At 65.5% G+C, this 11,208-nt stretch carries 12 protein-coding genes; 1 reads left to right on the plus strand and 11 read right to left on the minus strand.

Annotated features, from left to right (window positions below; all coding sequences use genetic code 11):
• Positions 1-18 precede the first annotated feature (18 nt).
• The 6 genes from KU306_RS04875 to lysW are packed head-to-tail and all read right to left on the minus strand — an operon-like array spanning position 19 to position 5,350.
• On the minus strand, positions 19-1,128 hold the full coding sequence (locus tag KU306_RS04875) for a [LysW]-lysine hydrolase (protein WP_258303053.1): 1,110 nt from the start codon (positions 1,126-1,128) through the stop codon (positions 19-21).
• On the minus strand, positions 1,125-2,261 hold the full coding sequence (locus tag KU306_RS04880; protein ID WP_074792961.1) for an aspartate aminotransferase family protein: 1,137 nt from the start codon (positions 2,259-2,261) through the stop codon (positions 1,125-1,127). The genes KU306_RS04875 and KU306_RS04880 overlap by 4 nt, the downstream gene beginning before the upstream one ends.
• Entirely contained in the window at positions 2,261-3,199 is a 939-nt protein-coding gene (locus KU306_RS04885) for an acetylglutamate/acetylaminoadipate kinase (protein WP_007544023.1), read from the minus strand. Before KU306_RS04885 ends, KU306_RS04880 begins: the two co-directional genes overlap by 1 nt.
• A 53-nt stretch (positions 3,200-3,252) precedes the next feature.
• Complete coding sequence (gene argC / locus KU306_RS04890) at positions 3,253-4,296, minus strand: N-acetyl-gamma-glutamyl-phosphate reductase (protein WP_258303054.1); 1,044 nt, start codon at positions 4,294-4,296, stop codon at positions 3,253-3,255.
• Positions 4,293-5,168, minus strand: coding sequence for a lysine biosynthesis protein LysX (gene lysX, locus KU306_RS04895; RefSeq protein WP_258303055.1), 876 nt, complete (start codon positions 5,166-5,168; stop codon positions 4,293-4,295). The genes argC and lysX overlap by 4 nt, the downstream gene beginning before the upstream one ends.
• Before the next feature lie 2 nt (positions 5,169-5,170).
• Complete coding sequence (gene lysW / locus KU306_RS04900) at positions 5,171-5,350, minus strand: lysine biosynthesis protein LysW (protein WP_007544028.1); 180 nt, start codon at positions 5,348-5,350, stop codon at positions 5,171-5,173.
• Positions 5,351-5,431: 81 nt separating this feature from the next.
• On the opposite strand from lysW, the gene KU306_RS04905 reads away from it, so the two are divergent.
• A complete protein-coding gene (locus KU306_RS04905; protein ID WP_258303056.1) occupies positions 5,432-5,692 on the plus strand; it encodes a hypothetical protein in 261 nt (86 codons plus the stop codon).
• On the opposite strand, the gene argH is transcribed toward KU306_RS04905, so the two are convergent.
• The 5 genes from argH to KU306_RS04930 all read right to left on the minus strand — a co-directional run bounded on the left by argH (position 5,683) and on the right by KU306_RS04930 (position 11,208).
• Positions 5,683-7,149 (minus strand): argininosuccinate lyase, encoded by a 1,467-nt coding sequence (gene argH, locus KU306_RS04910; protein ID WP_258303057.1) that lies wholly within the window; start codon positions 7,147-7,149, stop codon positions 5,683-5,685. The genes KU306_RS04905 and argH overlap by 10 nt on opposite strands.
• 1 nt (position 7,150) lies before the next feature.
• Complete coding sequence (locus KU306_RS04915) at positions 7,151-8,371, minus strand: argininosuccinate synthase (protein ID WP_258303058.1); 1,221 nt, start codon at positions 8,369-8,371, stop codon at positions 7,151-7,153.
• A gap of 463 nt (positions 8,372-8,834) precedes the next feature.
• A complete protein-coding gene (locus KU306_RS04920; RefSeq protein ID WP_007544034.1) occupies positions 8,835-10,046 on the minus strand; it encodes a cation:proton antiporter in 1,212 nt (403 codons plus the stop codon).
• Positions 10,046-10,531, minus strand: a complete 486-nt coding sequence (locus KU306_RS04925) for a cation:proton antiporter regulatory subunit (protein ID WP_258303059.1) — start codon at positions 10,529-10,531, stop codon at positions 10,046-10,048. Before KU306_RS04925 ends, KU306_RS04920 begins: the two co-directional genes overlap by 1 nt.
• A 74-nt stretch (positions 10,532-10,605) precedes the next feature.
• Positions 10,606-11,208 carry a diacylglycerol/polyprenol kinase family protein gene (locus KU306_RS04930; RefSeq protein ID WP_007544039.1) on the minus strand — a complete coding sequence of 201 codons (603 nt, stop codon included), beginning with the start codon at positions 11,206-11,208 and terminating at the stop codon, positions 10,606-10,608.

Genomic DNA, 11,208 nt, shown 5'->3' on the forward strand with positions numbered 1-11,208 from the left:
TCCTGTCGAGTCGATGCCTCAGTCGTCCGCGAGACGCTCGCAGACGGCGACCAACACGTCGATTGCGTCGTCGAACTCGTCGAGTTCGAGATGTTCGTTCGGCGCGTGGTCGAGGTCCGAATCGCCGGGACCGTAGGTCGCCATCGGGCAGTCCCACGTCCCGGCGAAGATGTTCATGTCGCTGGTGCCCGTCTTGCGGAGCAAGCGTGGCTTCGTGTCGCCGACGCCGCGGATGGCGACGCGGAAGGCCCGCGCGACGTCCGTGCGCGGACTCATCATCACGGGCGGGATGGGCTTGTTCCAGTGGACGCTCCCGCGAGTGAGTTCGCCTTCGGCGACTTCGCGCACGTCGTCGATGGTGAGACGCGGCGGGACGCGGAACTGCACGTCCACCGTCGCCTCCACCGCGAGGCCGTCGTCGGTGGGACCGCCGTCGAAGCTCACGGGCTTGGTCGTCACCGTGTCGAAGACGCCGTCGTGCTCCTCGTCGAAGAAGTCGGCCACGCGCGACCACCACGCGACGGCCGACTGGATGGCGTTGTCTTCGGGGCGCGAGGAGTGTCCTAACTCGCTGGTCGCGACGTAGGTTCCCGAGAGGAAGCCGCGGTAGCCGAGGGTCACGCCGTCCCAGCCGGAAGGTTCGCCGTTGACGACGGCGTCGGGTTCCTCGCGGTCTTCGACGAGGTGCCACGCACCGCGGGAGGTGGTCTCTTCGCCGACGACGCCGACGAACGAGACGCCGGTTTCGACGGCCGCGGCGGCCATCGAGCAGAGCGGGCCAGTCGCGTCCACGCTGCCGCGACCCCAGAGCGCCCCGTCTTCGACCGTCACGGGGATGTCGCCGGGGACGGTGTCGATGTGCGAGGTCAGCAAGACCGAGTCGTCGGCGGGCGCGCGGACGTTACCGACTTCGTCTATCCAGACCTCGCGGTCGTGGGCCTCGAAGAACGCCTTCAGCACCTCGGCGGCGGCCTCTTCGTCGCCCGAGACCGACGGCGTCGAGACCATGTCGTAGAGGAGTTCGCGCGCCTCGGCCCACTCGCTCCCGGCGGTCAGTTCCGCGGGTGCGTCGGTGTGTGCCGCCGAGTCGCCCTCTCCTGTGGCGTCGTGGTCGATTCCGGCGGTCATGACAACACGTTCGTCATCGCGTCTACCGCGCGGTCGGCGTGTTCTTCCTCGATAATCAACGGCGGGAGGAAGCGCACGACGGTCCGACCTGCGGGGAGCGCGAGCAGTTGTTCGGACAGCGCGAGGTGCTTGAGCGTGCGGTTCGCGCCGCGTTTGACCTCGACGCCGACCATCAGGCCGTCGCCGCGAACGTCGCGGACCGGGAGGTCGTGTTCCTCGACGGCCGCTTCGAGTTCGCTCGTGAGGTACTCGCCGACTGCGCCGGCGTGGCCGGGCAGGTCTTCCTCGACGATAGTGTCGAGGGTGGCGTTGGCGGCGGCACAGACCACGGGACCGCCAGAGAACGTCGAGCCGTGGGAGGCCGCGCCGTCGGCAATCCAGTCGGCACAGAGCGTCGCGCCGAGGGGAAGACCGTTTGCGATGCCTTTCGCGCTCGTGAGGATGTCGGGGACGACACCTGCCTGTTCGCAGGCCCAGAGCGTCCCCGTGCGACCGATTCCGGTCTGAATCTCGTCGAAGACGAGCGCTGCGCCCGCGTCCTCGGTCAGGTCGCGGGCGGTCTGGAGATACTCGGTCGTGGCCGGGTTGATACCGCCTTCGCCCTGGATGGGTTCGAGGAAGACGGCGGCCGTCTCGTCGTCGACGGCCTCGGCCAGTTCCTCGGCGTCGCCGTAAGTGACGAACTCGACGCCGCCAGCGACCGGCTCGTAGGGCTTCTTGTACTTCTGTTTCCACGTGAGCGCGAGTGACCCGAGCGTTCGACCGTGGAAGGCGCGCTTGGTGGCGACGATTTTCTCGCGGCCGGTCGCCGAGCGGGCGAACTTCATCGCCGCCTCGTTGGCCTCGGTCCCGGAGTTACAGAGCCAGACGTTCTCGATGTCGCCGGGTGCGAGCGCCGCGAGCTTCTCGTAGAGCTCGGTGCGGACCTCGACGGGATACGACGCCTGCACGTAGGTCAGTTTGGCAGCTTGCGCTTGGATTGCGTCGGTGACGGCGGGATGGGAGTGGCCGAGCGCCGCGACGGCGTAGCTCGCACCGAAGTCGAGGTATTCGGTCCCGTCGTCAGAGTAGAGATAGGGCCCTTCACCGGATTCGATGGTGATGGGTTTCTCGTTGAAGACGAAGCCGGACATTATTGTGTGGCCTCCGTCGTCTCCGTCTCGACCAGCGCGCCGGGCGTCACGTGCGTGCCGCCGCCGTCGAGCGCGGTGGTGATGGGGTCGTTCAGATTCGCGTCGGCGACGACGACCTCGGCGGCCCCGCCGTCGAGCGCTTCCTTCGTGGCCATGACTTTCTTCGTCATGAACCCTTCAGCGGCGTCTTCGAGGGCCGCGAACTCCTCGGGCGTGTCGGCCGTCTCGATGAGCGTCGATTCGTCGTCGGGGTCTTCGTAGACGCCTTTCACGTCGGTGAGGACGACGAGTTTCGCGCCGAGTGCGCCCGCGACTGCTGCGGCGGCGCGGTCGGCGTCCGCATTCACCGGGACGCCGTCGTCTGCGAGCATCGGAACGGTCACGATAGGCGTGTAGCCGCCGTCGAGAAGCGTTTCGAGGAGGTCCGTGTTGACCGCGGTAATCTTCCCGGAGTGGTCGCCGCGCTTGATTTTCTTCTTGCCGTCTTCGACCACGCGAACCGCCGATTTGCGCGGGCCGGTGAGGAGACCGCCATCGACGCCCGAGAGGCCGAGCGCGTCGACGCCAGCCTCGCGGAACAGCGCCGTCAGGTCGGTGTTGAGTTTGCCGGGCATCACCATCGAAAACACGTCCATGGTACGCTCGTCGGTGAAGCGGCCGGTGACGCCGGAGGGTGATTCGACGTAGGTGGGTTCCTCGCCGAGTGCTTCGAGCGTCTCGTCGACGGCGGTGGAACCGCCGTGGACGACGACGACATCGGTTCCGTTGGCGACGAGGTGGGCCACGTCGTTGACGGCTCCTTCCGGGTCGACGGCCTTCGCGCCGCCGACTTTGACGACGACCGGCGGCTCAGAGCCGCCATCCGTAACGAGATTTTCGTCGTTGTCGACGAGCTGTTCGTGTGCCGCGAGCAGTTCCTCACGTGTGTAGTCTGTCATTGTGGATGTGGTTCGAGAGATGGTCAGTCTGGGGATGTTCGGGGACGATGCGCTCAGGGTGAGCCGACCGGGTGGAGACCGGTAAACTCCAACCCGGCGGTCTCCTCCAGGCCGAGTGCGATGTTGGCCGCGTGGACTGCCTGCCCGGCGGAGCCTTTCATCATGTTGTCGATGGCCGAGAAGACGACGAGGCGACCGTTCGTCGGGTCGATTTCGAATCCGACCTCGCCGAAGTTGGTGCCTGCGACGGACTTAGGTTCGGGGTAGCGATAGACGCCGCCGCCGCCAGCGACGGTGCGCATGAAGGGTTCGTCGCCGTAGGTGCCGCGGAACGCTTTCCACATGTCGCCTTTCGAGACCGGGTCGTCGGGGAAGACGTGACAGGTCGCCGCCGCGCCGCGGACCATATCCACGGCGTGGACGGTGAAAGACACAGAAAGGCCCAGATATTCCTGAATCTCGGCTTCGTGGCGGTGTCCGGTTGGTGCATACGGCCGGACGATGCCGGAGCGTTCTGCGTGCGAGGACGCTTTGCTCGCGCCCGCGCCGCCTTCCGACGAGCCGACTTTCACGTCGACGACGACCTGCTCGTCGCCGGAGAGAATTTCGGCGTCGAACAGGGGTTTGAGTCCGAGAATCGTCGCCGTCGCGTTACAGCCGCCTGCCGCGATGAGGTCGGCACCGGGCAGGTTCTCGCGGTTCAGTTCGGGAAGCGCATACTCGGATTTGTCGAGGTATTCGGGACAGATGTGGCCGTCGTACCACTCGTCGTACTGTGCCTCCTCGGAGAGACGGAAGTCAGCAGAGAGGTCGACGACGGTGTCTGCGGCCTCTTGGAACGCGTCGATGTGTTCCATCGAGACGCCGTGAGGTGTCGCGGTAAAGAGAACGTCCACGGATTCGAGGTCCGCAGGCGACGTAAAGCGGAGGTCGAGGTGACGGAGGTTCGGGTGGACGTGGCCGACGGTCTTGCGCTCGTAGGAGCGACTCGTAGCCTGTTCGACCTCGAAGTTCGGGTGGCCATCGAGGAGACGAAGCAGTTCGCCCCCGGTGAACCCGGAGCCGCCGACGACGCCCGCGGTGAGTTGCTTGCTCATGCGGAGGCCTCCGCGAGCGTCTTTTCGCCTTCGACCTTCGATTCGAGCCAATCGACGACCGTCGCGGGAACGTCCACGTCTACGGCCTCGTTGAGCGCCTTGAACTCGACGGTGTGGTTGACCTCGTGGACGGTGTAATCTGTCCCCGTCTCCATGAGGTCGATACCGAGCAGGCCGCCGCCGACGGCGTCAGACGCCTGCTGTACGAGTTCCTTCGCGCGGGCGTCGAGTTCGAACGCCTCGGCGTCTGCGCCCTTTGCGGCGTTGGTGAGCCAGTGGTCCGACGAGCGAGTCATCGCGGCGATAGGCTCGCCGTCGATGGCCAGCACGCGGATGTCGCGGCCGGGCTTCTCGACGAACTCCTGAATGTAGAACACTTTGTGCTCGTAGTTGCCGAGCGTCGCCTTGTGTTCGAGGATGGCCTCGGCGGCCGCCTCGGAGTCGATTTTCGCCATCAGACGACCCCACGACCCCACGACGGGCTTGAGGACGCAGGGGTAGCCGAACTCCTCGACGATGTCCATCGCGGAGTCGACGGTGAACGCGACCTTCGTGTTCGGCGTGGGGACGCCCGCATCTGCGAGTGCGAGGCTGTTTTTCGCCTTGTCGGCGCAGATGTCGGCCGTCTCGTGAGAGTTGACGACGGGAATGCCGTACGACTGCAGGAAGCGCGTGATGTAGAGGCTCCTGCTTGTCGCCAGACAGCGGTCGACGACGATGTCCACGTCGTCGAACGCCGCCGGTGGCTCGGAGAGGTCGAACTGCTCTTTCCGCACGTCTATCTTCGTCACCTCGTGGCCGCGGTCGCGAAGCTCGTTGAGAAGCAACTTCTCGTCGCGGCGAATCCGGGAATAGAGCAGTCCAATATTCACGCTTACTCTCCCCAGTCCTCTTCGAGTTCAGGTGCTTCTTCCAGTGTCACGGGGTCGAGGGCGACGACTTCGAGTTCCGTCCCCGTCGCGGGACTGTCGATAATCTCGCCGACTTCCACGTCGGACGGCAGCTCGATTTCTTCGCCGGTCAGCGGGTCTTCCGCAGTGATGGTGTCGCTCATTACACCCGATTCTGGACGGTGATGGGTATTAAATCCGTCGAATTTTGCAGAGCAAAAAACAGCGTAAAGAAGCTTCTCTCGGTGGTTATCGGGCGAATCGACCGACACGGGTGGTCGGTCGAACGACGCGTCGGGCTCGGTTGCCAGCCTCACCCAACACCGGGGACGGGACCGGTCGCGGAACCGGTCGGGCCGTCCCCAGCGTCGGGCGCGGTCGTGGTCGCGGTCGCGGTTCGGTTCGCGGTCGTCGCGGGACCGAAACCGCTCGTCGCGGTCGTCGCGGAGCAACAGCTCGCGGCGGTCGCGGCAGGCCGGAGCTGCGGGTCGCGTTCTCAGACATAGTTCGATACCTCTTCGTCGAGTTGCTCGGCGGCCGCCGCCAGCGAGTTGCGGGCGTCGGCGACCGCCGCCGCGTCGGCTTCGAGTTCGTCGCGGGCCGTCGAAAGTGTCGCCTCGACGGCGACGGGCGCGGGACCGCCGAGGGAGTCGCGACTGGCGACGCTCTCGGTGGGGTCCAGCGCTGCGTTGACGGCCGCTTCGCTCACGTGCGTATAGAGTGACTCACCTAATACGTCCGTAGCGACGGCGTCAAGTGTTGCCACGTCGGGGGTTCCCGAAGAACGGGCGGCGGCCTCGGCGACGACTTCGTGGGCCGTGCGGAACGGCAGTCCGGCCATCGCCAGCAGGTCGGCGACGCCTGTCGCCGTCGAAAAGCCGCCACCGGCCGCGTCGGCCAGTGCGTCTTCGGGCCACGTCGCGGAGGCGACTGCCCCGGCGGCGACGGCGGCCGCTTCGGTCATGTCGTCTACTGCGCGGAACGCGTGGTTGTGGGCGCGTTGCAGGTCGCGGTTGTACGCGCGGGGCAGTCCCTTCAGCGTCGTCAACAGGCCGGTGAGTTCCCCGACGGCGTCGCCCGCGACGGCGCGGACGAGTTCCATCGTGTCGGGGTTCTTCTTCTGCGGCATAATCGACGACGTCGAGGAGTAGTCGTCGGAGAGTTCGACGAGTCCCTTGTTCGAGAAGACGACGAGGTCCTCGGCGAGTCCCGAGAGGGTGACCGCGTGCGTGGCGAGTGCGGACAGCGTCTCCGCGAGAAAGTCGCGGGTCGCGGAGGCGTCCATCGAGTTCTCCATCACGCGGTCGAAGCCGAGCAGGTCGGCGACGAGTTCGCGGTTCACGTCGAAGGGTGTGCCCGCGAAAGCGGCCGACCCGAGGGGTGACTGGTTGATGCGCTCGTACGCACACACGAGGCGGGCGCAGTCGCGGGCGACCGCTCGCTCGTACGAGAGCAAGAAGTGCGCAACTGTCGTCGGTTGGGCGGGTTGCAGGTGTGTGTAACCGGGCATCACCGTCTCGGTGTGCTCGGCGGCCGTCTCGACGAGCGACTCGCGCAGGGCGAGCGCGGCGTCGAGCGCTTCCAGCACGTCTTCGCGCAGGCGGTAGCGAATACAGGTCGCCACCTCGTCGTTGCGCGAGCGCGCGGTGTGCATCTTCCCACCGTCGGGACCGACGATGTCGATGACGGCGGCCTCGATGGCCTCGTGAACGTCCTCACCGCCGGAAAGCGAGTCGTGGCCTGCGGCCTCGACCTCGTCCAGCGCGTCGAGAATCTCGCTCGCGACGTCGGACTCGATGATGTCCTGTGCCGCGAGCATCACCACGTGCGCCCGGTCGACGGCGAGGTCGGCTTCGAAGATGCGTTCGTCGGCCGCGAGGCTCGACATGAACCCGCGGGCGGGGCCGCCGCTGAAGCGGTCCCGGCGAATGACGCCCTCGGAATCGCCGTCCTCGCCTGTCATCTTACTCTTCGCTGCCGCCGTCGGCGGCGAGCTCGGGCTTTTCTTTCTGTGCTGCGCTCTGGTTTGCCAGGCGCGCCTGGAAGCCGTGGTACTTGGCGACGCCCGTGGCGTCGGCCTGCTCAATGCCGTCGACCGTCTCCGTGTTGAAGGAGGCGGCGGACTCGGAGTAGGCGGCGTACTCGGACTCGCGGCCGACCGGGCGGGCCTGTCCGCCCTCGAACTTGATGGTCACGGTGCCCGTGACGCGCTCTTGGGTCGTTTCGAGGAACGCGTTCAGCGCGCCAACGAGCGGGGCGTCGATGAGACCTTCGTAGGCCTTCTGGGACCACTCGTCGTCCACGGTGGCCTTGAAGTCGCGCTCTTCTTTCGTGAGGACGAGGCCTTCGAGCGCCTTGTGGGCGTTCAGAAGCGTCGTCGCCGCGGGGTGTTCGTAGTTCTCGCGCACCTTCAGGCCGAGCATGCGGTCTTCCATCATGTCCGTGCGGCCGACGCCGTAGGAACCGGCCTTCTCGTTGAGATGCGAGATGAGTTCGAGGGGTTTCATCGCCTCGCCGTCGATGGCGACGGGATAGCCGTCTTCGAACTCGATTTCGACGAGTTCCGTCTCACCCGAGGGCTGGTCGGTCCACTCGTAGATGTCCTCCGGTGGGACGTAGCCGGGGTCTTCGAGGTTACCACCCTCGATGGAACGGCTCCAGAGGTTCGTGTCGATAGACCAGACGCCCTCGTTGCCGCCCTGCACGGGCAGGTCCTTCTCGGCGGCGTACTCGATTTCCCACTCGCGGGTCATCCCCATCTCGCGGACGGGCGCGATGACTTCGAGGTCGGAGGCGCGCCAGACGGCCTCGAAGCGGAGTTGGTCGTTCCCCTTGCCCGTACAGCCGTGGGCGATGCCGTCACAGCCCTCTTCTTCGGCTTTGTCGAGAATCGCCTGTGCGATGACCGGGCGTGCGAGCGCCGTGCCGAGCGGGTAGCCCTGATAGTCTGCGTTCGCGCAGACCGAGTCGAGACAGAGCTGTGCGAACTCCTGTTTCGCGTCGATGACGTAGTGGTCGAGACCGAGTGCCTCTGCGGTTTCGTAGGCTTCCTCGAACTCTTCTTCTGGCTGGCCGACGTCGACCGTGACGCCGATAACTTCGTCGTATCCGTACTCTTCTTCGAGAATCGGGACGCAGACTGTTGTGTCCAGTCCGCCCGAGAACGCGAGTGCGACTTTCTTCATGTACTTGTTTGTGACGTGGATAGCTAAATAAATTCTTTGCATTTAGATTACGAAATTAAGAGGTAGAGATGCCTATAGCCACGAAAAAGGAAGATTAGCAAATTCGACGTGTCCCGAAGGATATGATGATACTGGCCCTAAAGGGCCGGTCGTCGTCGTCGGACAGCAGCGGCTCGCAGCGGGGCAAAAGTGGCGAGGGTGCTGCGAGTCGCCATGGTTGCGAATGAGTACAACAGCGTCCCTATTAAATTCTTTCGGCGACGCAACCTTCGCCTCAGTCGAGCACCTCGACGGCGAGTTCGAAGAGGAGTTCTTGGTCGAACAGTGCGACCACGAGTGCAACCACGAGGAGGACGACGAGGCCGACTGCGAGCCATTCGATGAGTGTCATGGATGCATCCGGGCGTGTGTCACGCGTCGGAAAAATGCTCTGTGGCCGTCCGGCCGCGTCCACGTTCTCTCGTCAAGCACTCGACTCTGTGGCCCCACCGCGAAAGACCAGTCGCTCGACGAGGTCCGACCGCTGCATCAACACCGTTCCGAAGGCGCTCATGACGAGGACGTAGCCGACGGCGAACGCCGGAATCACCTCCCGCATCACCTGCGTGGTTCCCGACGCGGCCAGTGCCGCGATGACGAGCGAGAACTCGCCGCGCGGGACTAACCCGACGCCGACGCGGAGCGACCGGTGTGTCGAGAGGTCGTAGACGCGACCGCCCAGATAGCCCGACAGCACCTTCGCGGGCGTCGTCAACACCACCGCTACGACGAGCGGGACGGCGGCCGCCCCGAGGAGCATCGGGTCGGTTCCGAGGCCAATCCAGACGAAGAAGACGGCCGCGAACACGTCGCGAACGGGGGTGAGAAGCCGTTCGATTCGCTCTCGGTGCCCGCTCGTCGAGAAGCCCATGCCGACGAAGAAGGCGGCGACGGCCTCGCTCACGCCGAGCGCCAGTGCTGCGCCCGAAATCGGAATGACCACCGCCAGCGTGCGGACGACGAACGCCTCCTGATTTTCGATGTCGAGGACGCGGGTAAACAGCCCCGTCCCGTACTGGACGGCCACGAGCAGGAGACCGAGGAAGCCGAACGCGATGGCCAGCGACTGGCCGATTGCGGCCACGCCGCCGTTCCCCGCGCCCCCGCCGCCGAGGACGAGCGACGTGACGACCGCGAGGTAGACCGCAATAGCGAGGTCTTCGAAGACGAGTGTCCCCAGTATCGGCTCCGATTCGGGGTCGGCAATCCACCCGAGGTCGATGAGCGTCTTCGTCACGATTGCCGACGAGGAGATGTAGACGATGCCGCCGAGGAGGAGCGCCTCGACGAGTGACCACCCGAACGCGAGTCCGATGACGATGCCGAGCGGGAGGTTGATGGCGAGGTCGATGACGCCCGCCCGCCCGATATTGCGTCGCGCGGCACGGAGTCTGTCGAGACTGAACTCCAAGCCGAGGAAGAACAACAGGAGGACGATACCGAGTTCGGCCAGCAGGGCGACAACCTCGCCGTCGGCGACGTACGGCAGGTCGAGTCTGCCCGCGACGTGCGGCCCGACGACGACACCGCCGACGACGTACAGCGGGATAACCGAGAGGCCAAGACGGAGTGCGACCGCACCCGTCACTGCGACCACCGCAAATAGGTAGCCGAATTCGAGTAGTTCCCCAGCCATCAGCTCCCTTCGACGAGGTCGACGAAGGTCCGGCAGGCCTCAAGCGGGCCGATGACGACGAGCCTATCGCCCGCCTCCACGGTCGCGTCGCCGCCGGGCGAGGTGATGACCTCGTCCCCCCGCTCGATGGCGATGACCGACGCACCGGTCACCTGTCGGAGGTCAGACTCCCCGAGCGTCTGTCCGGCCACCTCGGAACCCTCCTCGACTTCGACCCACTCGATGAGTGTGTCCTCGCCGAGGAGCGTTTCGATGTCTCCGGAGCGAACCGGCTGAAAGTACGCCCCTTCGAGGAGCGTCCCGACTTGCCTTGCGAGTTTGTCGTCGAGTTCGAACAGCTTCTCGGAGTCGCTGTCGGCACTCTCGCGGCGGAACACTTCTCGCTTACCTGTGTTGTGGGTCACGATGACGAGTCGAGACTCGTCGCCGAGTTCCACTTCGTGTTTCTTCCCGACGCCCGGAAGGTCGCTCTCGTAGACAGTCACGACAGAAACGTTAGCGACAGGAAAAGATAAAGCCGTGTCCCGGTTCGGCGGGGGGACGATGCGTGACGACGGGCTCAGGCGACGACCCAGAGCACCGCCGCGATACCGACACACGCGACCGGTGGAATCGAGAGGTTGTCGTCGATGACGTAGCCCGCGACGACCGGCTTTGCGCCGTCGGCCAGTGTCGCACCAACTGCACCGACTACCGACGCACCGACGCCAGCGACGACGCCGACGACCGGCACGACGAAGGGTGCAGCGAGGGCGAAACAGACGGTGAACATCGCGCCGAGCGTCGGAAGCGACTTCATCTCACCGACCGGTGCCGACCCGAGAAGGCCGCTTATCGGGTCGCCGATAGTGAGCATCAACATCCCGGGGACGGCGATGTGAGGCGCGAACACCAGCGCGACGGCCGTCTGGCTGTAGATGTACAGTGCGTAGCCCGCGACGTTGTCCTGTTCGTACTCGCGGGTGAGTTCGTCGTAGATGCGCCAGTCGAGGCCGCCGAACAGACGGAGCGCTTCGAGGACGGTGACGACGACAGACGCGAGGACGAAGAGATAACCGAGTACCCGCCAGTCGACGAGGTCGAGGATGTACAAAAGCGGCATCCCAGAGCCACTCGCGTGCACCAGTCGCCGCTTGACTTCGGCGGTACTCGGTCGCCACAC

The organism is Haloferax larsenii (assembly GCF_024730625.1).
Taxonomy (GTDB): Archaea; Halobacteriota; Halobacteria; order Halobacteriales; family Haloferacaceae; genus Haloferax; species Haloferax larsenii.

Coding starts and splice junctions, on each gene's coding strand:
- KU306_RS04875 (WP_258303053.1), bottom strand. CDS start 1,128: ATGACCGCCGGAATCGACCACGACGCCACAGGAGAGGGCGACTCGGCG.
- KU306_RS04880 (WP_074792961.1), bottom strand. CDS start 2,261: ATGTCCGGCTTCGTCTTCAACGAGAAACCCATCACCATCGAATCCGGT.
- KU306_RS04885 (WP_007544023.1), bottom strand. CDS start 3,199: ATGACAGACTACACACGTGAGGAACTGCTCGCGGCACACGAACAGCTC.
- argC (WP_258303054.1), bottom strand. CDS start 4,296: ATGAGCAAGCAACTCACCGCGGGCGTCGTCGGCGGCTCCGGGTTCACC.
- lysW (WP_007544028.1), bottom strand. CDS start 5,350: ATGAGCGACACCATCACTGCGGAAGACCCGCTGACCGGCGAAGAAATC.
- argH (WP_258303057.1), bottom strand. CDS start 7,149: ATGACAGGCGAGGACGGCGATTCCGAGGGCGTCATTCGCCGGGACCGC.
- KU306_RS04915 (WP_258303058.1), bottom strand. CDS start 8,371: ATGAAGAAAGTCGCACTCGCGTTCTCGGGCGGACTGGACACAACAGTC.
- KU306_RS04920 (WP_007544034.1), bottom strand. CDS start 10,046: ATGGCTGGGGAACTACTCGAATTCGGCTACCTATTTGCGGTGGTCGCA.